The 23,349-nt window shown below is 63.9% G+C and carries 24 protein-coding genes and 1 pseudogene; 12 read left to right on the plus strand and 13 right to left on the minus strand.

The features are described from left to right. Positions 1-102: 102 nt before the first annotated feature. The 4 genes and pseudogenes from htpX to OKW52_RS02335 form a co-directional block, all read right to left on the minus strand. Positions 103-1,008 carry a zinc metalloprotease HtpX gene (gene htpX, locus OKW52_RS02320; RefSeq protein ID WP_264504283.1) on the minus strand — a complete coding sequence of 302 codons (906 nt, stop codon included), beginning with the start codon at positions 1,006-1,008 and terminating at the stop codon, positions 103-105. A gap of 55 nt (positions 1,009-1,063) precedes the next feature. Further along, a pseudogene (locus OKW52_RS02325) lies at positions 1,064-2,052 on the minus strand (adenosine kinase). Further along, on the minus strand, positions 2,049-2,693 hold the full coding sequence (nth, locus tag OKW52_RS02330) for an endonuclease III (protein ID WP_264504284.1): 645 nt from the start codon (positions 2,691-2,693) through the stop codon (positions 2,049-2,051). The pseudogene OKW52_RS02325 and the gene nth overlap by 4 nt, the downstream one beginning before the upstream one ends. A gap of 39 nt (positions 2,694-2,732) precedes the next feature. Further along, entirely contained in the window at positions 2,733-3,950 is a 1,218-nt protein-coding gene (locus tag OKW52_RS02335; protein ID WP_264504285.1) for an MFS transporter, read from the minus strand. 97 nt (positions 3,951-4,047) lie between these two features. Here OKW52_RS02335 and OKW52_RS02340 point away from each other — a divergent pair, with 97 nt between their 5' ends. The 5 genes from OKW52_RS02340 to OKW52_RS02360 all read left to right on the plus strand — a co-directional run bounded on the left by OKW52_RS02340 (position 4,048) and on the right by OKW52_RS02360 (position 8,034). Then, positions 4,048-5,235, plus strand: coding sequence for a 4Fe-4S double cluster binding domain-containing protein (locus tag OKW52_RS02340; protein WP_264504286.1), 1,188 nt, complete (start codon positions 4,048-4,050; stop codon positions 5,233-5,235). Between the two features lie 136 nt (positions 5,236-5,371). Next, the gene (locus OKW52_RS02345) at positions 5,372-6,217 is read left to right on the plus strand and encodes a bifunctional helix-turn-helix domain-containing protein/methylated-DNA--[protein]-cysteine S-methyltransferase (RefSeq protein WP_264504287.1); all 846 of its coding nucleotides are present in this window, start codon (positions 5,372-5,374) and stop codon (positions 6,215-6,217) included. A 127-nt stretch (positions 6,218-6,344) separates the two neighbouring features. Then, entirely contained in the window at positions 6,345-6,977 is a 633-nt protein-coding gene (locus OKW52_RS02350; RefSeq protein WP_127106165.1) for an OmpA family protein, read from the plus strand. A 119-nt stretch (positions 6,978-7,096) separates the two neighbouring features. Next, complete coding sequence (locus tag OKW52_RS02355; RefSeq protein ID WP_264504288.1) at positions 7,097-7,867, plus strand: FCD domain-containing protein; 771 nt, start codon at positions 7,097-7,099, stop codon at positions 7,865-7,867. A gap of 11 nt (positions 7,868-7,878) precedes the next feature. Continuing rightward, a complete protein-coding gene (locus tag OKW52_RS02360) occupies positions 7,879-8,034 on the plus strand; it encodes a hypothetical protein (RefSeq protein ID WP_164736614.1) in 156 nt (51 codons plus the stop codon). On the opposite strand, the gene OKW52_RS02365 is transcribed toward OKW52_RS02360, so the two are convergent. From OKW52_RS02365 to OKW52_RS02385, 5 genes are all read right to left on the minus strand, one after another. Further along, positions 8,031-8,723: an RES family NAD+ phosphorylase gene (locus OKW52_RS02365; protein ID WP_264504289.1), complete on the minus strand. Its 693-nt coding sequence runs from the start codon at positions 8,721-8,723 to the stop codon at positions 8,031-8,033. The genes OKW52_RS02360 and OKW52_RS02365 overlap by 4 nt on opposite strands. Then, the gene (locus OKW52_RS02370; protein WP_264504290.1) at positions 8,720-9,109 is read right to left on the minus strand and encodes an MbcA/ParS/Xre antitoxin family protein; all 390 of its coding nucleotides are present in this window, start codon (positions 9,107-9,109) and stop codon (positions 8,720-8,722) included. Before OKW52_RS02370 ends, OKW52_RS02365 begins: the two co-directional genes overlap by 4 nt. A 205-nt stretch (positions 9,110-9,314) precedes the next feature. Then, the gene (locus OKW52_RS02375; RefSeq protein ID WP_264504291.1) at positions 9,315-10,424 is read right to left on the minus strand and encodes a site-specific DNA-methyltransferase; all 1,110 of its coding nucleotides are present in this window, start codon (positions 10,422-10,424) and stop codon (positions 9,315-9,317) included. A 114-nt stretch (positions 10,425-10,538) separates the two neighbouring features. After that, positions 10,539-11,156 carry a ribonuclease HII gene (locus OKW52_RS02380; protein WP_264504292.1) on the minus strand — a complete coding sequence of 206 codons (618 nt, stop codon included), beginning with the start codon at positions 11,154-11,156 and terminating at the stop codon, positions 10,539-10,541. Between the two features lie 223 nt (positions 11,157-11,379). After that, entirely contained in the window at positions 11,380-12,126 is a 747-nt protein-coding gene (locus OKW52_RS02385) for a hypothetical protein (protein ID WP_264504293.1), read from the minus strand. A 224-nt stretch (positions 12,127-12,350) separates the two neighbouring features. Here OKW52_RS02385 and OKW52_RS02390 point away from each other — a divergent pair, with 224 nt between their 5' ends. After that, the gene (locus OKW52_RS02390; RefSeq protein WP_264504294.1) at positions 12,351-12,641 is read left to right on the plus strand and encodes a hypothetical protein; all 291 of its coding nucleotides are present in this window, start codon (positions 12,351-12,353) and stop codon (positions 12,639-12,641) included. After that, complete coding sequence (locus OKW52_RS02395) at positions 12,619-13,323, plus strand: winged helix-turn-helix domain-containing protein (protein ID WP_264504295.1); 705 nt, start codon at positions 12,619-12,621, stop codon at positions 13,321-13,323. Before OKW52_RS02390 ends, OKW52_RS02395 begins: the two co-directional genes overlap by 23 nt. Here the strand turns inward: OKW52_RS02395 and OKW52_RS02400 are convergent. The 4 genes from OKW52_RS02400 to OKW52_RS02415 form a co-directional block, all read right to left on the minus strand. Then, positions 13,307-13,933: a hypothetical protein gene (locus tag OKW52_RS02400; protein ID WP_264504296.1), complete on the minus strand. Its 627-nt coding sequence runs from the start codon at positions 13,931-13,933 to the stop codon at positions 13,307-13,309. The genes OKW52_RS02395 and OKW52_RS02400 overlap by 17 nt on opposite strands. 35 nt (positions 13,934-13,968) lie before the next feature. Continuing rightward, positions 13,969-15,060, minus strand: a complete 1,092-nt coding sequence (locus tag OKW52_RS02405) for a GSCFA domain-containing protein (protein WP_264504297.1) — start codon at positions 15,058-15,060, stop codon at positions 13,969-13,971. Positions 15,061-15,186: 126 nt separating this feature from the next. Next, on the minus strand, positions 15,187-16,455 hold the full coding sequence (locus OKW52_RS02410) for a phosphopantothenoylcysteine decarboxylase domain-containing protein (RefSeq protein WP_264504298.1): 1,269 nt from the start codon (positions 16,453-16,455) through the stop codon (positions 15,187-15,189). After that, positions 16,452-17,444, minus strand: coding sequence for a transglutaminase-like domain-containing protein (locus OKW52_RS02415; protein WP_264504299.1), 993 nt, complete (start codon positions 17,442-17,444; stop codon positions 16,452-16,454). Before OKW52_RS02415 ends, OKW52_RS02410 begins: the two co-directional genes overlap by 4 nt. Positions 17,445-17,918: 474 nt before the next feature. On the opposite strand from OKW52_RS02415, the gene OKW52_RS02420 reads away from it, so the two are divergent. The 5 genes from OKW52_RS02420 to OKW52_RS02440 are packed head-to-tail and all read left to right on the plus strand — an operon-like array spanning position 17,919 to position 23,304. After that, on the plus strand, positions 17,919-18,794 hold the full coding sequence (locus OKW52_RS02420) for a branched-chain amino acid ABC transporter permease (protein WP_264504300.1): 876 nt from the start codon (positions 17,919-17,921) through the stop codon (positions 18,792-18,794). A 4-nt stretch (positions 18,795-18,798) separates the two neighbouring features. Beyond that, positions 18,799-19,878, plus strand: a complete 1,080-nt coding sequence (locus tag OKW52_RS02425) for a branched-chain amino acid ABC transporter permease (protein WP_127106192.1) — start codon at positions 18,799-18,801, stop codon at positions 19,876-19,878. After that, positions 19,875-20,675: an ABC transporter ATP-binding protein gene (locus OKW52_RS02430; protein ID WP_264504301.1), complete on the plus strand. Its 801-nt coding sequence runs from the start codon at positions 19,875-19,877 to the stop codon at positions 20,673-20,675. The genes OKW52_RS02425 and OKW52_RS02430 overlap by 4 nt, the downstream gene beginning before the upstream one ends. Continuing rightward, positions 20,672-21,442: an ABC transporter ATP-binding protein gene (locus OKW52_RS02435; RefSeq protein WP_264504302.1), complete on the plus strand. Its 771-nt coding sequence runs from the start codon at positions 20,672-20,674 to the stop codon at positions 21,440-21,442. Before OKW52_RS02430 ends, OKW52_RS02435 begins: the two co-directional genes overlap by 4 nt. Next, positions 21,439-23,304: an AMP-dependent synthetase/ligase gene (locus OKW52_RS02440; RefSeq protein WP_264504303.1), complete on the plus strand. Its 1,866-nt coding sequence runs from the start codon at positions 21,439-21,441 to the stop codon at positions 23,302-23,304. The genes OKW52_RS02435 and OKW52_RS02440 overlap by 4 nt, the downstream gene beginning before the upstream one ends. Positions 23,305-23,349: the final 45 nt, after the last annotated feature.

Here is a 23,349-nt window from a genome sequence, read left to right on the forward strand (position 1 = left end):
GAGGGGGCAGCGCCCCCAAGGCGCCGCGAAGCGGCGCCCGGCCCAAACGGCGGAGCGGATCTTTGATCCGTGACAGAGTGCGGGAGCCCCTGGACGCCGCCGTCAGCCCCACGGCCCCTGCTGAGCATCCCGTCCCGACGGCGCATCTGCAGGCCGCGCGCGGCCGGTCTGCCCCATGCTCTGCGCCAGCTTTTCCAGCGCGGCGATACGGTTCTCGGTCGCCGGGTGGGTTGAGAACAGCTTGTCGCGCGCATGGGCGTGCAGCGGATTAATGATGAACATATGCGCCGAAGCCGGGTTGCGCTCGGCCGTGTCATTGTCGATCCGCGCCGCGTAGGTCTGGATCTTGCCCAGCGCGTCGGCCAGCCACAGCGGGTGCCCGCAGATCTCGGCGCCGATGCGATCCGCCTCGTACTCACGCGAGCGCGACACCGCCATCTGCACCAGTCCTGCCGCCATCGGCGCGAGGATCATCATCGCGATCATCGCTATCGGGTTCGCTCGCCGGTCACCGCCGCGAAAGAACATCGCGAAATTGGCCAGCATGGCGATGGCCCCGGCAAAGGTCGCCGTCACTGTCATGATCAGCGTGTCGTAATTCTTGATATGCGCCAGCTCATGCGCGACCACCGCCGCCACCTCATCGCGTGACAGCCGCTGCATCAGCCCGGTCGACACCGCCACCGCCGCATTGTCCGGGTTGCGCCCGGTGGCAAAGGCGTTGGGCTGGTCGCTGTCGATCACATAGACCGCCGGCGGCGGCAGATCGGCGTTGCGGGCCAGTTCCATGACGATCTGCTGCAGTTCGGGCGCGGTATAGGCATCGACGGGCCGAGCGTTGTGCATGCGCAGCACCGCCTTGTCCGAGTTCCACCACGCATAAAGGTTCATCCCCGCCGCCACGACAAAGGCGATCAGCGCCCCCGCCGAGCCGCCGATCAGGTAGCCCATGCCCAGAAACAGGGCGGTCATCGCCGCCATCAGGATCCCGGTCTTGACGTAGCCCATGGTTTTCTCCGTCGCTATGACGTCTGATATGGGGAGGCTTGGGCCGCCTGCAAGATCACACCAGCCCTTCGGCCTTGAACAGCGCCAGCACATCCGCGCGAGGGCGCGCGCCGATATGGCCGATCACCTCTGTAGCGGCGATGCAGCCCATACGCCCGCTGGTTTCCAGCGAATGACCGTTGACCAGCCCGAACAGGAACCCGGCGGCGAACTGGTCGCCCGCGCCCGTTGCGTCGACCGGCACCACGGTCTTGACCGGCGCGGTGACGCGGTGGCCGTTGTGCATCAGCACCACCGGCTCGCCCGAGCGGGTGCAGACCACAATCTCGCAATCGGCCTGCGCCTTGGCCAGCGCCTCGTCCAGATCGTTGACCTGATAGAGCGAGGTCCATTCCTGCTGGTTGCCGATCACGTAATCCATCTCATTGGCGACCAGACGGCGGAAGTCGGCGCGATGCCGGTCGACGCAGAACGGGTCCGACAGCGCGATGCCGACGCGCCCCCCGCCTTGCGGCAGGCGCGCGCGGCTTTCAGGAAGGCTTCCTTGCCCTTGTTCTTGTCAAAGAGATACCCCTCCAAGAACAGCACCTCGGTTTCGGCCATCACCGCCGGGTCGACGTCATCGGGACCAACTTCAGCCGAGATGCCCAGATAGGTGTTCATCGAGCGCTCGCCATCCGGCGTCACGAAGATCATCGAGCGCGAGGTCGGCAGCTCGCCGCCCGAAACCGGCGGGTTCACAAAGGCGGTGCCGGTCCGTTCGGTATCCTGCGCAAAGAACCGCCCCAGCCCGTCATCGCGCACCCGCCCGATCAGCGCCGTCCGCAACCCCAGCGCGCCCGCCCCGGCGATGGTGTTGCACACCGACCCGCCAGAGGCCTCTTGCCGGTCCTTCATCGCGCCATAGAGCGTCTCGGCGCGTTCGCGTTCGATCAGCTGCATGATGCCCTTGCGGATGCCCATGTGGTCCAGAAAATGGTCGTTCACCGTGCTGATGACATCGACGATGGCGTTGCCGATACCGGCGACTTGGTACTTTTTCACAGGGTTTTCTCCTCGAACGGGCAGAGGTCGCGGATCAGGCAGACCGGACAATTGGGTTTGCGCGCCTTGCAGACATAGCGGCCGTGCAGGATCAGCCAGTGATGCGCGTGATGTTGGAATTCGGCGGGGATGTTGTCTTCAATCGCGCGTTCGACGGTTTCGACATCCTTGCCGGGGCAGATGCCCGTCCGGTTGCCGATGCGGAAGATATGCGTGTCGACGGCCTGCGCCGGCACGCCCCACCACATGTTCAGCACCACATTCGCCGTCTTGCGACCGACGCCCGGCAGCGATTGCAGCGCCGCGCGGGATGAGGGCACTTCGCCGCCATACTGGTCAACCAGGATCTGGCTCAATATGATGACATTGCGGGCCTTGTTGCGGAACAGGCCGATCGTCTTGATATGCTGGATCAGCCCCTCTTCGCCCAGCGCCAGCATCTTTTGCGGCGTGTCGGCAATCGGGAACAGCGCGCGCGTTGCCTTGTTCACCCCGACATCCGTGGCCTGCGCCGACAGCGCGACGGCAACCAGCAGGGTAAAGGCGTTGGTATGCTCCAGCTCGCCTTTCGGCTCGGCCTCCTCGGCCTGAAAGCGCAGGAAGATCTCTTTGATCGTCAGGTAATCGAGTTGGGCGGCCATAGGGGCTCTTTGTAACGGGACGCGCGCGAGGGGCAAGGCTCAGTCGTCACGGCGACGGATCAGGCGACCAATCAGGAACGAGGTGCGCGGGGTATAGACATAGGGCGTGCGGGCCTCTGGCGCCGGGCGGGCCTGCATACGGAACAGGCCGAACACGATCAGCAGCACATGCGCCAGCGCGATGAACACGAACATCGAGGCCGGGCCAAAGCCGGAGATCAGCGCCGAGGCGATCACCGGGCTGGCGATGGCCCCCACCGCATACAGGAACATCTGCGCCGCGCTCAGCTCGACCCGCTCGTGTTGCTCGGCAAAGTCGTGGGCGTGGGCGGTCGAGATCGAATAGATCGGGAAGGTGGTGAAACCAAAGAACCCTGCAGCAAGGAAGATCGTCACGATATTTCCCTGCGCCCCCGCCACCATCGCGCCGCAGCCCAGGATCGAGCCGACCGAGATCCAGATCAGCACCCGACGGCGGTCGAATTTGTCGGCGAGCCAACCGATTGGGAACTGCGCAAACGCCCCGCCCAATACATAGGCGCTGAGGAACAGCGCGATGCGGTTGGCCTCGAGCCCGACAGCGAGGCCATAGAGCGGGCCGACCATGCGGAATGCGGCCCCGGTGATACCGGATACCACCACGCCGACAGCGCCCAGCGGCGACTTGTCCCATGCGAGCTTGGGCCGCAGGCGAGGGGCCGGGCCGGGTGACGGGGCCTCGGAGGTGCTGAGCAGCAGGGGAAAAAGCGCGGCACACATGAACAGCGCCAGCAGGTTATAGCTGACATAGGCCGCCGGGGTCAGAAAGGCGATCATCACCTGCGCGCCCAGATTGCCAGTCACATCCACCACGCGGTAGACGCCCATCGCCCGGCCCCGGGTCTGGTTGGTGACCTTGGACTGCAGCCACGCCTCGATGATCGTGTAGCACCCCGCGACGGCGAGCCCGGACGACATGCGCATGATTGCCCAGGCCCAGGGATCGACCCACATCATATGCGCCAGAATGCCGATGGTCCCGGCAGCGGCAAAAGCGGCGAAGGCGCGCGAATGGCCGACGGTGCCCATCAGGCGCGGGGCCCACCAGCAACCGATGAAGAAGCCCAGAAAATGCGTGGAGCCCATCGCACCGATCTGCTCGGCGGTGAAGCCCAGCTCGGTCCCTGACAGCGCATCGAGCGGCACCACGCTGCCAAGACCCAGCTGCAACAGAAAAACCGAGGCGAAGAGCGCAGCGAAGGAGATCAGCAAACTCATGGGCAACCCGGCCTTGGTGTTCCCCCCACCTTTGCGCGAAGCACCGGCGACGTCCAGAGGCTTTGACTTGGCCCGAACCGCCGCCTAGCCTGCCGCCATGACCAGCGCCCCCGCCAGCGGCCACAACCTGCCGCCCGACCCCCTGCTCGATGCCGCCGCCGGGATCGAGACGACGGCCGATTTCACGCGCTTTCGCCAGCGCGACGATGTGTTCACGCGGGCGTTCTGGGATGACACGGTGCGCTCCAAGCAGAGCGATGCGTTCTTTGCCAGCTACCGGATGGATGCCAATCCGCGCAAGGGTGAGGGGTTCCAGCAAAAGGACTTTGCCCTGCGCAATGCGGCGTGGCTGGTCAGTGACATCATTTCGAACCGCTCGGCCGGGGACGGCGTGCGCGAAGGATTTCAGGCCCCGATCCGCGCCGACACGCCGGTCGCGCCCGTGCAGGTGGCCATTGATGACCCGGCGCGGATGGCGACTGAGGTCAAGCGCATTGCCAGGTTCTTTGGCGCGGATCTGTGCGGCGTGACCGGGTTTGACGAGCGCTGGATCTATCAGACGCAGGTCGATACCCGCGATTTTTCCGAAAGCCCGGTCGAGATGCCGCCGGGCATGACCTCGGTCATCGTGCTGGGGCATCAGATGGATCAGCCCCTGGTGCAGACCTACCCGTCGGCGCTGGCCGGGGCGGCGACGGGGCGGGAATACAGCCACGAGGCTGCGATCGTGATGCAGGTCGCGGCCTATATCCGCAATCTGGGATACAACGCGGTTGCGTCGATGAACGACACCGGGCTGGTGATCCCCTTTGCGGTCAAGGCGGGGCTGGGCGAATACGCGCGCAATCAGCTGGTGATCACGCCGGAGTTTGGCCCAAGGCTGCGGTTTTCCAAGATCTTCACCGACCTGCCGCTGTCGCATGACACGCCCAAACCGCTGGGCGTGAAGGCGGTCTGCGACATCTGCACCCGCTGCGCCGATGCCTGCCCGGTCAAGGCGCTGCCGTTCGGCGCACCGAGCGCCGAGACGCAGAACCGCTCGGCCATCAAGGGCGTGGTGAAATGGACCTCGGATGCGGAGAAATGCTTTGGCTATTGGGCCAAGCTGGCTTCGGATTGCGCGATCTGTCTGCGCGTCTGCCCGTTCAACCGCGACTTTTCCAAGCGGCGCAACCGGCTGTGGCTGAAACTGGCGCTGTCACCGCTGCGCCGGCTGGCGCTGTGGCTGGATGACCAGTCAGGGCGCGCGGCGCGGCTGAAACCGCGCGACTGGTGGGCGGGCTGAAAGCGCAGGTTTCGGGTCGCCCGGATGGTGGCCGCTGCGTAGGGTGGGTGACGGGGAAAGGGGGGCCAGCCCCCTCGCCCGTTCCGGGCTCACCCCCGGGATATTTACGGACAGATGATAGGGGCGCGGGCGCATCATGGTTAACGAGCGGGGATACCATTACGGCGTGATGGCACGGGCGATTGCCGAACTGGATCAGGCGGGCGGCGAGCGCGTGGCGCTGGAGGATCTGGCCGGGCGGTTGGGCATGAGTGCGGCGCATTTCCAGCGCTTGTTCACACAATGGGTCGGCGTGTCGCCCAAGCGGTATCAGCAATATCTGGCGCTGGGGCACGCGCGCTCGTTGCTGGCCGAGCGGTTCACCGTGCTGGAAGCGGCGCATGAGGCGGGGCTGTCCGGGCCGGGGCGGCTGCACGATCTGTTCCTGCGCTGGGAGGCGATGACGCCGGGCGAGTATGCAAAGGGCGGCGCGGGATTGGTGATTTCGTGGGGCTGGTTCGACAGCCCCTTTGGCCCGGCGCTGGTGATGGGGACCGAGAAGGGCCTGTGCGGGCTGGGCTTTGCCGCCGAAATGGGCGCGGCGGCGGCGTTTGCCGATCTGAGCGAACGGTGGCCGAAAGCGACGTTTGTCGAGGACGCGGCGCGGCTGAAGCCCTGGGTCGATGCGGCGTTCGGCGTCGCGGGGGGCGCGGATGAGGCACCGCTGTACCTGATCGGCGCGCCGTTTCAGATCAAGGTCTGGGAGGCGCTGCTGACCATCCCCTCGGGCCATGTCACCTCGTATTCCGAGATCGCCCGCTCGATCGGCCAGCCGACCGCCAACCGCGCCGTTGGGGCAGCGGTCGGGCGCAACCCGATCAGCTGGCTGATTCCCTGCCACCGGGCGCTGGCGAAATCGGGGGCGCTGACGGGCTATCATTGGGGGCTGCCGGTGAAACGAGCGATGCTGGCGTGGGAAGCGGCGCGCGAGGATGCGGCCTGACGCACCCGCATCGGTGGTAATCCGCCGATCAAGCCAACGTGACGGTGCGCTATGCGCGTGATACTGTTGAACTCTTCGGGCTTTGGATAGTTTACCAGCAAAGCGTATTCTCAAAGGAGATTTCCAAATGATGGCAACCAAGGCTTTTGCGGCCATGACCGCCCTGTCGCTGATCGCGGCCTGCACCACCAGCTCGGGTGACCCGTATCGCCAAGGCACCGGCGCGCTGACCGGCGCGGCAGTCGGCGGCCTGCTGGGCGCAGCGACTGGCAACGGCAGCAGTGAGCGCGTGTTGATCGGCGCCGGTCTGGGCGCGATTGCCGGCGGCGTGATCGGCAACCATCTGGACCAGCAGGCTGCCGAACTGCGCGGCTCGCTGGGGTCGAACGTGGGCGTGGTCAACACCGGCAACGAGATCGTCGTGACCCTGCCGCAGGACATCCTGTTCGCCACCGACAGCGCCGCCGTGCGCCCGGATCTGCAATCGGATCTGCGCACCATCGCCGCCAACCTTCAGCGCTACCCCGGCAGCACGGTGATCGTCACCGGGCACACCGATTCGACCGGCTCGGCCAGCTATAACCAGACGCTGTCGCTGCGCCGCGCCGATGCGGTGGCGGGCGTGCTGATTACCTCGGGTGTACCGGCCAGCCGCGTGCAGGGCCGTGGCGCCGGCATGACGCAACCGGTCGCGTCGAATGACTCGGCCGCAGGCCGGGCGCAGAACCGTCGCGTGGAAATCACCATCCGCCCGAACTGAGGCTGCTCAGGCTGACATCGTGAGGGGCTGGACCTGCGGGTCCGGCCCCTTCTTTACGCGCGTTAGGCATTGCCCGAGGGCGGCAGTGGTCATATCTTTTGACCAATCAGGGAGGGGCCATGCCATTTCAACCGGTCCATCAGGAAAAACTGTCGCAAGGGGTGGTCCGCCAGATCGAGCTGTTGATCCTGCGCGGGCTGTTGCGCCCCGGCGAACGTCTGCCGTCCGAACGCGAGCTGGCCGAGCGGATGAGCGTCAGCCGCCCGTCACTGCGCGAGGCGATTGCCAATTTGCAGGACCGTGGCCTGCTGATCAGCCGCGCCGGATCGGGCGTATTCGTGGCGGATATGCTGGGTTCGGCGTTTTCCGAACCGCTGATCAAGCTGTTTGGCAGCCACGATGAGGCGGTCTTTGACTACGTCAGCTTTCGCCGCGACCTTGAGGGCATGGCCGCCGAGCGCGCGGCGCGCTTTGGCTCGGACACCGATCTGATGGTGATCGACACCGTCTATCAGAAGATGGAAGCCGCGCATCAGAAGCGCAATCCGACGGATGAGGCGGCGCTGGATGCCGAGTTCCATCTGGCAATCATCGAAGCCAGCCACAACATCATCATGCTGCACATGATGCGGGCCATGTTCGACTTGCTCAAGGAGGGTGTCTTCTATAACCGCCAGCAGATGTATCGGCAGCACGCGACCCGCGAGCAATTGCTGGCGCAGCATCGGGCGATCAACGCGGCGATCCAGACGCGAGACCCTCTTGCCGCCCGCACCGCTGCCGAGAGCCATATGAATTACGTCGAAACAACGCTGAGCGATCTGCGCAAGGCGGATCGCAACGAAGATATCGCCCGGCTGAGGTATCAGCACGAACTGGCGCGAGAGTAAGGAAAAGACCCATGGTAGATTACGGCAAATCAGGCAACCCGCGGCGCAACAGCAAAGAGCCGCAGGACCGCACGTCCAAATCGGGCAAGCCCAGCGGCACCCCCGACAAATCCGAACTGCTGGCCCGCATGAAGGCCGCTGCCGAGAAGAACAAGAAAGACGACTAAAGCGCGGTCACGCTGTAGTCAGGCGTCCCGGTCCAGCTGATTTCCCAACTGGCACCGGGCCGCACATTGCGGATCGCCGTCGGCTCGAACAGGACCAGACAGCGGCCTGTGGGGTGGCGCACGGACGGGTAGATCAGCCCCGCGTGCCCCTCGCGGCGGATATGCCCGGCCAGCGCCTGCCCTTCGGGGTAGCCCAGTGCCGGATCGGGGTTCAGCGCCGGGTGCTGTGGCTGATCGCCCAGATCGGGGAAGTCACCGATCACATCGGCAATCAGTTCGACATAGCGCGCGGTTTCGGTGAACACGCCGACATAGCGCAGCTCTCGCGTCTTGTGCCATGCGACTTCGGCCACCGAGGTCAGCACGTCCCAGGCGCAGTACCACGCCCCCCGATCCCCGTCATTGAACCGGTTGCCGCCCGCGCGGGTATAGGCGAAAGCCGCGTTGATGTGGCTGTTGCCATAGACCGCCAGATCGTGCCGCCGCCGCTGCCACGCCAGTTCGCGCCGGTCGAGATGCAGGTTGCGCCCCCTCTCGGCGGTCAGCCGGGCCGAGGTCAGCCCTTCGATGTCAGCCAGAACAGCCAGCTCGTCATCGGTATCGACCAGCCCGCGCAAGGCAGGCGGTTTGTGGTAAGTGGCCGGGATCAACCGCACCAACCCGCGTTCAGACAAAGGCGTGATCTTCACATGCCGCCCCTGAGCGCATCCAGATAGGCGCGCACGCGCAGGAACTGCGGCAAGCCATCAGCGATCATCGTCTCAACCGGGCGCGCACCGTCGAACAGCGGGCCGCTGTTGGGCAAGCCGACCCAGCGGCGGGCCAGCGGTTCGTCGAAATAGAGCGCCAGTGCTTTGTAAATGCCGATCACCGCGCTGAGCCGCAGCAACTGATCATGCGTCAGATCACCGGCATAGCCGGGCTTACGCGCGCGTTTCCACGTGCTTTCGGACATATCGGCCAGTGCCGCCGCCTGCGCCTGCGACAGACCCCAGTCCGCAATGATGCGGCCAAAGGCCTTGAGCGCCACGGCGGCGCGGCCGTCACTTGGATGCAGAGTGAGAGCGGCGTCCATGCTGTATCTCCTGTTATCCACAGGATATGGACCATATGGCCCAAATGTAAAGTCCATATGATCGGATCGGCCGCATTTTACCGATGAACTGGCTTGACGGATTTAACCCGTCGCAGTTTGATGTAAAAAAACCCCCGCCACAAGGACGGGGATCAAGTGGCGTCCCCGGCTTTGGGCCAAGGACGCTGGCGGTAAACTCTTGACGTCAGGCGTCGCGGGCCATTTCGGTCCGGATCTGCTGACGCAGTATATCGATCGGAATCAACTGGCCGTCGCGTTTGAACTGCCAGTAGGTCCAGCCGTTGCAAGAGGGCGCGCCTTCCAGCAAGGCACCGACCTGGTGGATCGAACCGCGATGCTCAGCCGAAACCAGCGAGCCATCGACGCGCACCTTTGCGGCCTTGCCACGCGGCGAGACCAGCATTTCACCCGGACGCAGCATCCCACGCTCGACCAGCTGGCCGAAGGGAACGCGCGGCTCGGAGCGTTTCGAGGTCGAGGTTTCCAGCGCCGACGCATCCAGTTTGCGCACCTTGTCCAGACGCGCCGTAGCGACCTTGCGATAGCTTTCTTCGCGCTCGATGCCGATGAAATGACGGCCCAGCATCTTGGACACGGCCCCCGTGGTGCCCGTGCCAAAGAACGGGTCCAGCACGACATCGCCGGGATTGGTGCTGCCAACGATAACGCGGTGCAGCAGCGATTCCGGTTTTTGCGTCGGATGCGCTTTGTCGCCATTGGCGTCTTTCAGACGCTCATGGCCGGTGCAGATTGGCAAAACCCAATCCGAACGCATCTGAATACCTTCATTCAGCGCTTTAAGCGCTTCGTAATTAAAGGTGTATTTCGACGTCTCGGCCTTGGATGCCCAGATCATCGTTTCATGCGCATTGGTCAGCCGCTTGCCCTTGAAGTTGGGCATCGGGTTCGACTTGCGCCAGATGACATCATTCAGCACCCAGTAACCGGCATCCTGCAACGCCGCACCAACGCGGAAAATGTTGTGGTAACTGCCGATCACCCAGATCGCGCCATCGGGTTTCAGCAACCTGCGCGCGGCTTTCAGCCAGGCACGGGTAAAGCTGTCATAGGCCGCAAAACTTGCGAACTGGTCCCAGTGGTCGGTCACTGCGTCCACGGCCGAGTTATCCGGCCGGTGGAGAGAACCCTTCAATTGAAGGTTATACGGCGGGTCTGCAAAGATCAGGTCCACGCTGCCCTCAGGCAACGAGTTCATGATATCAATGCAATCGCCCGCAAGAATTTGGTCGAGCGGAAGCTTCTCAGCTGCCGCATCCCGGGTCTTCGTTGCCATCACTGCCTCATTCGGGCGCCATTCTTTTGATTTTGAGGCGCTCCGTTGCCTTAAGATGATTCATTGGGGACTCCCCGTCAATTCCTTTTTGAATCAGGCCCTTATTTAATGTTCTTAACACAACATCTTGCGCACGGGGGCAAAGGAACGGCGATGATGTGGGGTTATCCCCAGGGCCGTTAGCGCCAACAGATGCGCCGGAGAGGGGTACCCCGCGTTCTTTTCCCAACCATATCCGGGGTTTGTCAGAGAAAGTTCACGCATAATCGCGTCGCGTTCGACCTTGGCAAGGATCGACGCCGCCGCAATCGACACCGAGCGTGCATCGCCCTTGATCACGGTGTCGGCGGGAATGACCAATCCCTCGGGCAGACGGTTGCCGTCGATCAGCGCGTGCTGCGCGGCAGGCTGCAGCGCCTCCAGCGCGCGGCGCATGGCGAGGTGGCTGGCGCGCAGGATGTTGAGGCTGTCGATCTCCTCGACGCTGGCATGGGCTACGGCATAGGCAAGTGCGCTGTCGCGGATCTCGATGGCAAGCCGGTCGCGGGCACGCTCGGTCAGCTTCTTGGAATCGTTCAGGCCTTCGGGGATGCGCGCAGGGTCAAGGATCACCGCCGCAGCGGTCACAGGGCCCGCCAGAGGGCCGCGCCCCACTTCATCGACCCCTGCGACGCGCAGGGGGCTGAGAGCGGCTTCAAAGGCGAAATCGGGGGTGGTGCGTGGATTGGTCATGGGCTGTTCAACCACGCCCCGCCGGACCGGGCAAGCCGGGCAACCTCAAGGGGCGAGCCCGGATGGGCCCGCCCCTTCCCCGGCACATGCCGGGGTCGTCCATGGATTGTGATAACGCCTCAAGTCGGGATCGTGAAAGCACTCGTCACGCAGGAACAGGTAAAGGGTTTGGTGTAAGTCAGAGTTTGGTCATTGGCGTTTGGTCAATCCGGGACGAGATCTCTTAGCGTCCGCGGCGGAAACCCGCGTTTCGCAGACATTGGGCGTTGAAGATCCGGTCCCCGTCGGTCGAGGTGACGCGGCACTGGCCGGGCAGGTTGCGCACACCGGATTCGCGCAGGCAGCGACCCCAGTAGCCATCAATCCGGCGACCTCCCTGACGATAGGTCATCTCACAATGGCCGGGCAGCCAGCTGGTGGGCGGTTCGGCGCGCGGCGGCGACATGTTGGGGGGACGACCATGCACCGGCGGGCGACCATAGGGCGGATGGTACTGCGGCGGGCTGAACTGCGGCGGGTAGCGGTCCGGCGGCGAATAGCCCCCCTGATCGCGGCCAAACCCGGCTTCGTACATGCATTCGGCGATATAGCCGGTGCGGGTGCGCCCATTGCCAACGCGGAACTCGTACTGGCAGCGATAGGGCAGGTTCTGGTATCCCGCCCGTTGCAGGCACCGGGCGTTATACGCGTCGATGTTGCGACGGTTGACGCGAATCGTCTCAAGGCACGCGCCGGGCAAGGCCCAGCGGCCCGCGTAGTGCGGCGTGCTGTTGTCGTCGATCGCGTGAACGATGGCGCCAACCACCAGCGCCCCCGCCAGAAAACGCAGAATGTCGTCGGCATCAGCCTTGGCCGGCCGGGCGCCGGCGGTCATACCGCCCAGCACAAGTGCCGCGACGGCGACCACCAGTGTCAGCCGGCGCGGCAAGATGCCCACCCAGGCTGCCGTGGGGAAAGTTCGGTGTGTCATGATCCAACCTTTCAAGCAAAGATCGTGGGACCGGCGCGGTCTTCTGCTGCTCGGTTCCGGTGTGGGGGAACGGTGTGCCCCAGCGCCCCTGACAGGCAATATCGGCAGGCCGTTATCGGATAACCCCCCGGCGGAAACCCGGTTCCCACGGCGCGATATTGCATAGCAGGCAGCCTATCGGCATGTTCTAGCCTATGAGGAACTCTGACCCCACAGGAACATCCATGCGACTGAAGCACCTGATTCTTGCCGCCGGCGCGACGCTGGTGATGGCGCTGCCGGCTTCGGCCGCGTGCTATGCCGAGTACCGCGCACAACAACAAAACCCCGTGCAACTCGCCTTTGGCGTGGCCGAGATCCGCGGCGGATCCTGCGACGCGCAAAGCGCCGCAACCTATCTTCGCGGCGCCCTTGCCCGGTCTGGCTGGACCTTGTCCAATATTGTGTCCACAGTGAGCAGCAACTCTGCACCAGGCAATTCCGGCTACACCAATGGACACTACCTCCGTTTCTGACATCAGCCTGACGCGCATCGGGTCGCGCGCCATCGTACTGGGAATCGCGGCCATCGTCCTGATCCTGGCGCTGGCGGCGGTTCTGCTGTTCCTGAACCTGCCGGACACGAACGAGTTCAACGCGCGTGTGCTGCAGATCTTCAATGAGAACGCCGATCTGACCGGCAACGCCGAGTTGCGGCTGCTGGAGATTCTGGCGCAATCGGGCACCACCTTTGCCGAGGTGCTGGTCAGTTATCGCGGCGTGATCTTCGTGCTGATCCTGTTCGCCAGTCTGCTCCTGATCACTTCACTGGTGCTGGTGCTAGCCCTGATCGCGCTGAACCGCAAACTGGCGCAGGTGCAGAAGACCGGGATTCAGGTGTCGTCGCTGGTGATCAGCCGGGCCGAGCGCAAGGTTTATATCAACGATCTGGAATTCAACCTGACCGAGGCGGCCGTCGAGGCCATCGCCGTGCTGGCCGAGGCCCGCATGGACGGAGAGATGCTGACCGGCACGCAGCTGGAATCGGTGATTTCTGGCCGTCGCGAGTCTGACTGCGAGGAGGCCGCCGGTGCCACCCGCATCAAACGCCTGCGCGATTCACTGGGCAACCAGATGGTCAGCGAACTGCTGGTGCGCAACATCGCGCGGCAAGGCTATATGCTGGCGGTCGAGAAAGACGTCATCCGGATGATCTGACCGCGCGGGGAACGGCAAGCGCCGCTCGCAACGTCTCCAGCGCCAGAGTCGAGGCGTCGAGCGTGAAGTGGTGGTTCTCGACGCCGATCAGAGACTCCACGCGCGTCAGCCCCTCAGGCGTCAAGGTCGCCTGCGGCTGCGCAATCAACTCGACCCCATGTCCAGCCCAGAACGCCGCCACCTCAGCCGCTGTCCGGGCAATATCGGCCACGTCTGCGCGGTTGGCATCCGTGGGCGCAAGGCGCGTGGTCAGCAAAATTCGCGCGGTACTGGTGCTGCGAATCGCCTGGGCGAAACGGTAAAGCCGCGTGGTCTGGCAAATCTCGGCCAGCGCGGCGGCGCGGAAACGGTCGCTCATCTCTTGCTTGAGCATGCCTGCGATGGCGCCGACCGGGTGATGAGCGCCGACCAGAATGAAGCAGTCGTAATCGGCGATCACCGCGTCAGCGCCCGTGTCGGACCGGTAATACGGGAAGCCAAGGAACGCCCCCCGCACGGAATCATGCGCGATAGCCTTCAGCCCGGCCTTGTCGCGAAAGCCGTTGGGAGCAACGAAAAAATCCCAAGCCGGCCGCCGGTCTTCTGGCAGCGCATCCAAAGCGCCAAGCAAGGACCCGGCGTGCGAATTCCCAATGACGCAGACCTTCATCCGCGCGGACCAAAGGCGGCCAGCACCTCTTCCTCACACACGACATCGGCGTCGCGCCGTTTGGTCGCCCCTTCGGAAATCGCCGGGGCCTTGTCCTTGTCAGTCGGCGCGCGGCGTGACGCGGGCAGAGCGTCGGGGCCGAACTTGCGTTCGCGGGCGTCAAAGAAGCTGCGCATGACGAAATCGACACCCACAGGGTTCACCGAACGTTGGTCAGGCTCAAAGAACATGCCCTTGAACGAGGGGGCGTTGATGATTTCGTAACTGGGGAAGTAGTCGACGAAATCGTGGCTGGCCGAGACCTCCCACGCGACCGAGCGCAGCAAGGATTTGCTTTGCATCGTGGCGACCAGCACATGCTCGCCACTGTTGGTGGCAACCAGCGGCACGGGCGACACTGTCAGCAACACCGTAAGCCGAGGGTTGTGGCGACGCATCAGCGCGATGGCTTGCTCCAGCGCCCCATGCACTTGGGCAAAGCGCTGGTTGACAAAGACATGCTGCGCGCCGTCGAAGCTGCCGCCTGCCGTGCCGGGGCACATGGGGTATTCGTAGCCGTCCTTGTGAAACCAGCTTTCCGTCAGCCCCAGCGTAAAGACAAAGACCTTGGCCTTGGTGACGCAGTCACGCAGCGCCGCCAGCGTCTGGTTGCGCAGATGTACCACGGTTTCGGGGCTGTCGAACCCGTCGGGTTCGATACGCGGGCGGAAGGGATCGACAAAGCGATCACCCTTTTGCCAGACTTCGGTGGGAACCTCAGCGTCGCCAAAGGCCCAGCGCAACCACTGCAGCAACAGCGAGGGCGTATAGATGTTGGCCGTGCGGGCGGAAAAGGTGCGATAACCGAAGCTCACCGCCAGCCCGTCGCTGATCGCAGCCGGGGCCGGTTCGGCGTCAAACCAGTTCATGTCGCGCTTGAGCAATGCCTTGGCGAAATGCTGGGCGAAGCAAGAGCCGAAGGTAACAATCGGCGCGCGACGGGGGATGCGGAACTTGGGATCCCACAATTCGGTAACGTCAAACGGCGAGCGGTTGGCAATTGCCTGTTTCCAGTAGCCTTTTTCGGGAACGCTTTTATACGGATTCACTGTTCCGGCCCCTTTCGCCCACATGGATCGAGGCTAGACAGCCAACCAGAGGTCGTCAATGACTCACCCGTGGCACGCGCAACCCCAACCCCCGGCAAGCGGCGGGTTGGGGTTGCGGCAGGGGCGTTATTCGGCGGCTTTCATCATCGCCACGTTGCCGGTCAGCCCCTCGAGGTGGTCGGCAATCGCGTTGGCGATCGCGCGCTTGTTCTCGATAGGCGTCACACCATCGGCCCGCACCATCAGCGCGCGCTGGTCGGTGCCACGCGTGTCTTCGCCACGGGTGGCGACAACCAGACCGGCGCGGTCCAGACGTTGGCCAGCGACCCGGATCAGCTCTTCCTCGCTGACACCCTCAAGATACTTGAAAGCGACCGTGTGCATCCGGGGATCCGCGGCCATCGCCATGTCGATGACCTTCTCGGTCGGCTCCATTTCCAGCATATAGGTCGCCTGACCCGAGGCGATCTTGCCCTGAACCGCAACCTTGGGCCGGTAATCCGCCACGCCAGCCGAGAACACGCCCGCCCACATTCCCGCCTTGCACCGCGCCACAACCATGTCGCGGTATTCGTCGTAGGTGCGGGTGATGGTCATCGGGATCGGTGCGTTGGGTCGCCACGCACCATCGCCCAGAATCAGCTCGGCATCCGCGCCGCGCCAGATCAGTTCCTCGGCCACCTGCGCGCCCAGACGGCCGCGGAAGCGGTTGACGATGCGGCGCACGCCGTCGATGGGCACCGGGGTCGGACCAGCGGTAACCATGATCTTGCGGCGCCGCAGCGGCGAGGTGCTCAGCGCACGCCCCACGGCAATGCACAGCGTTTCGGTATCCGGCAGGTTATGCTTGCCGTAGGCGTCGCGCGGCGCGATCATCTTGACACCCTGCGCCGCCAGCCGCTGGGCGTTGTCGACCAGCTGGCTGTTGTGCATGGTGCCGTGCATCGTTGGCGCGATCAGCACCTGACAGCGCCCCTGCTCCATCCGGCCCAGCGCCGAGATCATCGTCGAGGTGACGACGGTGTCGCCGATCCCGTGCGCGATCTTGGCGATGGTGGAATGCGTCGCCGGGGCGACCAGATACGCGTCGAAGGGCGCGCCGTCGCTCAGATGCTCGGCCTTCCAGGTCAGCGCCGAGACAACCGGCCCCAGCGTCGCCCATTCCAGCGCATCCCGCGCGACGTAGCGCAAAGCGTCTTCGCTGGCGAAGGCAGTGACGCTGGCCCCGTGCCGCCGCAGCCCGCGGGCAATCTCGGGCGCTTTCATCGCAGCAATGCCCCCGGTGACCAGAAGGGCGATGCGCCGCCCTTCCAGCCGGTCCGAGGCCCGCGGCACGTCATGATCGCCCATCGTCGAGGGCGTCGGCGCGCGGAAGTCCCAATCGTAAAGGCTCATGCACGAACCTCGTTCTCGACAGCCGACTCAGCCGGGGTCGAAAGGCCGGCAGCCTCACGCGCCCAGCGCAACTGCGCGCCCCGCGCACGATCCATGCGGGTGTTCAGCGCCTCGAAATGGCGGGTCAGGAACCGGCTCTTCTTGCCCATCTCGGCGGTGATCGCGGGCACCACGGTGATGTCGAACAGGTCTGCATGCTGGATTTCCAGCGCGGGCATGTAGGGATGCCCCTCAGACAGCGTCGGCTCTTCGCGATGCGCCATCCACGGGAACATTTCCAGATAGATGCGGTAGCTGGCGACGTCATAGGACGAATCGGCCCCATGCCAGCGACCGCCCAGTTTCACCGCCGCGAAGTAGTGGCGCACGGTCGGGCGCTGCAGGGCCAGCCAGCCAGCGGGCATCAGCTTGCCCAGAACCGAGGTCGACATCGGCACTTCGGCGAACCCCGCTTCAAGACCGGCGGCGCGCATCAGCGCGACCTGCAGGTTGCTCTTGGTGGTACACATGCCAACGCGGCGCTCCAGCGTATCGGAGGCGCGCTCTTGCCAGGCGCCGAAACGGTACGGGAAGGAATGGACAAACTTCAGAATCGCCTCGGCGGTGCTGGCGGGCGAAGCCCGGCGCAGGCGCGCGGCTTGCCGGCGAATCGCCGGGTGATCGTAATCGCACAGGGTTTCGGGGTCCGGCAGCGACTCGGGCGGGGTCGCGTTCGACTCGGCCACATCGGCAGCAATCAGCGCCTGCGTCAGCGCACGGCGCAGCGTGCGACCCTGCGGCGTGGCCCAGGCTGCGGACGAGGTGTCGGTAACCCAGACGCGCGCCGGCAGATCGACGGCCTGCAGGGTCTGGCCGGTGGGGCCAAAGTGATTCCCCGGACCAAACCAGTCGCGGGCCCCGGCCAGACGGCCATCCAGAATGATAAACAGCGGCGATTCACCGCGTTCATCCAGCACTTCGCCCGGTGCGAGGTGGCGAACCTCACCCATCACAAAGACCTGAGTGTCCTTCGAGATCCAGATAGAGTCCCAGCGTTGAATCGCTGAAGAGTTCCAGCAATTCTGGGTTGAGTGCCTTTGCAGCTGTGCTCGACATTTTTTGAGTCCCCCAATCGTGACTTTTGGCAGCAGTTGACGTCGACCCGCTCCGTAGCTGGCAGCATGCAGGAGTCGAACATTGGAAAAGTGTAACTCCGCAACTCGCCCACAAGAAGAGTTTTGTTTCATTCGAGACAACAAATTGCCACAAAGAAGCCAGAATCTCGGAATCCGTGGCAAGGAATCCTCGATTCAGCCCTTCTGCGATGCGGCGTAAGTTGCCGTCGCGTCCGCTTTTGGGAAGCCTTGGAAAAAAGGTTGAAATACCACCGGCTTGCGGCAATCCTTTACAAAAGCGCCCGGAGGGCACCGGCACTGGCGGCAAACGCTGGGTTAGGGTTGGGCGCTGGTCTGGGAGGACCTTCCATGGAAGTGATGCAACTGCTGTTGAGCGGTCTCGCGAACGGCTGCGTTTATGGCTTGGTGGCGCTGGGTTTCGTACTCATCTACAAGGCGACCGAAGCCGTGAATTTCGCCCAGGGCGACTTCATGATGCTCGGCGCATTTGTGATGATCGGCTTGGTCAATCCACAATATATGGGGATGAATTTCTGGTTGGCGGTACCAGTAGCGCTGCTGATCATGGCGGCGCTTGGGTATCTGCTTGATCTCACCATCCTGCGATTCATGTTCGGACAGAGCCAGACAGCGGTGGTGATCCTGACCATCGCGCTGGGCTTCGTGATCCGTTTCGTCGCCGGGGTGATCTGGGGCCACGAGCCGCAGAGCCTGCATTCGCCCCTCGCCTTGGGCGACGTGCGCGCCGGGGGAGTCGTGCTCAGTCTGGCGGATATTTCAGTGATCGTTGTGACGCTGCTGATGACGGTGCTGCTCTGGCAATTTTTCCAGCGGACGAAATTAGGGCTTGCCATGCAAGCTGCGTCGCAGAATCAGATGGCTGCCTATTATATGGGCATTCCGGTAAAACGTGTGCAAGGCGCGGTCTGGGCACTGGCCGGAGTCGTCGCCTGCGTGGCGGGAATCCTCTACGCGTCGAAGGGGACGCTGGATATTTCGTCCGGCTTCATTGGAATCAAGGCCTTTGCCGCCGCCGTCATCGGGGGATTCGGCAGCCTTCCCGGTGCCTTGATGGGCGGTCTTATCGTCGGCCTGATCGAGCCTTTCGCCGCCCGCTACTTCCCCACCGGCTATTCGCAGATCGCTCCTTACGCGCTGCTCATCCTCGTCCTGGTGTTCCGCCCCAACGGGTTGTTCGCGCAGGTGCGCGTGAAAAAGGTCTGACGCCATGCGGTTTCACTTCAAGACAAGCTACGACCACGACATCCGCCTTTTCCCCGACCGCTGGACCCTGTCGGTCTATGGCGCACTGCTGGTGCTGATGCTGGTGCTGCCGTGGATCATCGATTCGTTTTATCTGGGCGAAGTCACCAACGTGCTGATCTGGGCCGTTGCCGGTCTGGGGCTGATGCTGCTGACCGGGCAGACCGGACAGGTCAGTCTGGGGCATTCGGCCTTCATGGCGCTGGGCTGCTATTCCTGCGTGATCATGATGGAGAACGGCGTGCCCATCCTGCTGGCGCTGCCGCTGGCCGGGGTACTGACCGGGGTGATCGGCGCGATCATCGCCCTGCCCGCCCTGCGGCTGCACGGCGTCTATCTGGCGATCTTCACGCTGGCGCTGGCGATTCTGGCCGACGATGTGATCGTTATCCTATCGCCGTGGACCGGCGGCGTGAACGGCAAGTTCGCGCCCGAGATCTGGATCTTCGGCATCGAGATCAACCGCTGGGCCAACCCGGCCAGCTGGTATTTCCTCGCCCTTGGCACCGCCGTTGTCGTCACCCTGCTCTACCGCAACCTGCTGCGCGCACCCTTGGGCCGCGCCTTTGCCGCCGTGCGCGACTCGGAAATTTCGGCGCAGGCGATGGGTGTCGATGTCGCCCGCACCAAGACGCTGGCCTTTGGCCTCAGCTGCGCCTTTGCGGGCTTGGGCGGGGCGCTGCTGGGCCTGTTCGCCGGGGCGTTCAACAACGAGACCTTCAACTTCCTGATCTCGATCCAGTTGTTGATGATGATCATCATCGGCGGGCTTGGCTTTATCCACGGCGCGTTTCTGGGCGCGATCGTCATCGCCTTCCTGCCGCAGTTCCTGTCGATCCTGACCGACAACCTCGGCTCGGCCTCGATCCCCGGGCTGGAAACCGGCGTGTTCGGCATGCTCTTGATCGCGTTTATCCTGTTCGAGCCGATGGGCCTGTACGGTCGATGGCTGAAGATGCGCACCTGGCTGGAGCTGTTCCCCTTCGCCCGCCGCGACATGTTCCGCCGCCAGAAGACCTACCTCAAGACGGAGCGTCTGAGATGAGCCTTTTGACACTGGAGAACGTGACGCTGAAATTCGGCGGCGTGACGGCGGTGAACAACCTGTCGATGTCGGTCAATGAGGGCGAGGTTTTCGCGCTGGTCGGGCCGAACGGCGCGGGGAAATCCACCGTGTTCAACATGATCTCGCGGTTCTACCGGCCGTTTAACGGCAAGATCACCTTTGACGGCCAGAACCTGCTGGACCGCCGCCCGAACGAGGTGGCGAGTCTGGGCATCGCGCGGACCTTCCAGAACATCGAACTGTTCGATCACGCCACGGTCCTGCAGAACCTGCTGGTCGGTCGCCACCGCCACCGCAAGACCACGCTGGTGGAAGAGATCCTGTTCATGGGCCGCACCCGCTCGGAAGAGCGCAAGCACCGGCTGGCGGTCGAGGAGGTGATCGAGTTCCTCGATCTGCAGGCCTACCGCGACAAGATGATCATGGGCCTGCCCTACGGCGTGCGCAAAGTGGTCGAACTGGCGCGCGCGCTGGCCACCAAACCGCGGCTCTTGCTGCTGGACGAGCCGGCCTCGGGCCTGTCGGTCGAGGAAACGCAGGACATGCGCTGGTGGATCGACGACATCCGCCGGCAGATGGGCATCACCGTGGTGATGGTGGAGCATGACATGGGGCTGGTTTCCAAGGTCTGCGACCGGGTGCTGGCACTGGCTGACGGTGCGAAACTGGCCGAGGGAACGCCAACCGAGGTGCAATCGCATCCAGCGGTGATCGAGGCTTACTTGGGCACCTCGGCCATCTCGAAAACCGCGAATGCGAAAGGGGAGCGGGTATGAGCGCGCTTCTTGAGGTGCGGAACCTCGAAACCTTTTACGGCCCGATCATGGCGATCCGGGGCGTCAGTCTTGAGGTGCACAAGGGTCAGGTCGTCGCCGTACTGGGCGCGAATGGCGCGGGCAAGACGACGCTGCTGAAAACCATCTCGGGCATCATGAACCCCGAAAAGGGCCAGATCCTGTTTGAGGGCGGCGAGATTCAGGGGCGCGAGCCGCATCACGTCGTGCGCCAGGGCATCGTGCAGGTGCCCGAGGGCCGCGAGGTCTTCCCGCTGCTCACGGTCGAGGAAAATCTGGCGCTGGGGGCCTATACCCGTAGCGACCGGACCGAGATCGCGCGCGACCGGGATCTGGTGTTCACCTACTTCCCCATTCTGGCCGAACGCCGCAACCAGGAGGCCGGCACGCTGTCGGGCGGCCAGCAACAGATGCTGGCCATTGGGCGCGGGCTGATGGTCCGGCCCAAGATCATGCTGCTGGATGAGCCGTCACTGGGCCTGTCGCCGCTGCTGACACAGGAAATCTTCACCATCCTGCGCAAGCTCAATCAGGATGAGGGCGTGACCATGATGCTGGTCGAGCAAAACGCCGCCGTGGCGCTGGATCTGGCCGATCAGGGCTATGTCATGGAGCTGGGCCGCATCGTCATGGCCGACACCGCCGACAAGCTGGCCGCGTCCGAGGATATCCAGAGCTTCTATCTGGGTCACGCGCACGAAGGACAACGCGGCGAGCGGCGCTGGAAAAAGAGGAAAACCTGGCGATGAACGCACAGCCTGAAAAGGACCTCAAAGGCGTCCGCGTCAATGCCGAGCCGGGCATCAGCCCGATGCGCATCGACGGCCACACCACCATCCCCGCCCTGCTGCGCGCCCGCTGCCACGAGAACGGCGCGCTGACGGCGCACCGCGAAAAGGATCTCGGCATCTGGCAGGCCTATTCCTGGGACGACTACCTGACCAATGCGCAAGACATCGCCACCGGCCTGCGCAGCCTTGGCCTGCAGCGCGGCGAGGTGATCTCGATTCTGGCTGAAGACAGCAAGGAATGGATGTATTGCGACATGGCCGCGCAATGCCTCGGCGCGGTCTCGTCCGGGGTCTATACGACCGATTCCGCCAGCCAGCTGGCCTATCTGGTCACGGACAGCCAGACGCGGTTCCTGTTTGTCGAGAATGAAGAGCAGCTCGACAAGTTCCTTGAAGTCGAAGCGCAGATGCCGTCGCTGATCAAGGTGATCATCTTTGACGGCGAGGGTTTGCACGACTTTCACCACGACAAATGCATGCTCTTGTCCGATCTCTATGATCTGGGCCGCACCAACCGCGATGACGCCCTGTTCAACGCCACCATCGACGCGGTGAAGCCCGATGATGTGGCGGTGCTGATCTATACTTCGGGCACCACCGGGCAGCCCAAGGGCGTGATGCTGACGCAGGAAAACATCATGGCGGCGATGGAGGCCAGCCTGTACGGCCTGCCCTTCCAGAAGCACGCCGAGCAACTGTGCTTCCTGCCGCTGTGCCATATCCTTGAACGGGTGGTGTCGCTTTATACGCCGCTGGTGGTTTCCTCGACGGTGAATTTTGCCGAAAGCCCCGAGACGGTGTTCGACAATCTGCGCGAAATATCGCCGCATGGGTTCGTCGCCGTGCCGCGCGTCTGGGAAAAGATCTATTCGCGCGTGCTGGTCATGGCGCAGGATTCCACCCTGCTGGGCCGCTGGGCGTTCAGCCGGGCGATCAAGGCCGGACAGGCCCGCGCCGCCTACCTGCTGGACGGGCGCGATGTGCCGGGCGGCGTGGCGCTGCGGTATCGGGTGTGGGACTTCCTTGTGCTGGCCAATTTGCGCCGCATGCTGGGCATGGACCGCATCACGCGCGGGCTGACCGGCGCTGCGCCGATCTCGCCGGAACTGCTGCGCTGGTATCACGCGATCGGCGTGCCGCTGTATGAGGGCTTCGGCATGTCCGAAACCGCCGGTGTCGGCACCATCAACCTGCCCGAGGCGAACAGGACCGGCTCGGTCGGGCGGCCAAACCCCGGGGTCGATGTGCGCATCGCCCCGGATGGCGAGATTCAGGTGAAGGGCCTGAACGTCTTCAAGGGTTACCTGAACAAGCCCGACAAAACCGCCGAAGCCTTTACCGAAGACGGCTGGCTGCGCACCGGCGATGTGGGGCGCATCGGCGACGGCTTCACCACGATCACCGGGCGGATGAAGGACATCATCATCACGGCGGGCGGCAAGAACATCACCCCCGCCGAGATCGAAAGCCGCCTGAAGTTCAGCCACTATATCAGCGACGCGGTGGTGATCGGCGACCGGCGCAAATATCTGACCTGCCTGATCATGATCGATCAGGAAAACGTCGAGAAATACGCGCAGGACCAGAAGGTGCCGTTCAGCGATTTCCGCAGCCTGTGCCGGGCCGAACCGGTTCTGGCGCTGATCCGGGCCGAGGTGGACGCGGTCAACAAGGAATTCGCGCGCGTCGAACAGATCAAGGATTTCCGCCTGATCGACGTGCTTCTGACCGCCGAAGATGAGGAGTTGACGGCGACCATGAAGCTGAAACGCGCGACCGTCGAGACACGGCACAAGCCGTTGATTGACGCGATGTACTAAGGAACCATGATTGAAACCGGGCCTGGGGAGGGCTCGATAAGGGAG

Source organism: Pararhodobacter zhoushanensis (assembly GCF_025949695.1).
In the GTDB taxonomy this organism is placed as follows: Bacteria; Pseudomonadota; Alphaproteobacteria; order Rhodobacterales; family Rhodobacteraceae; genus Pararhodobacter; species Pararhodobacter zhoushanensis_A.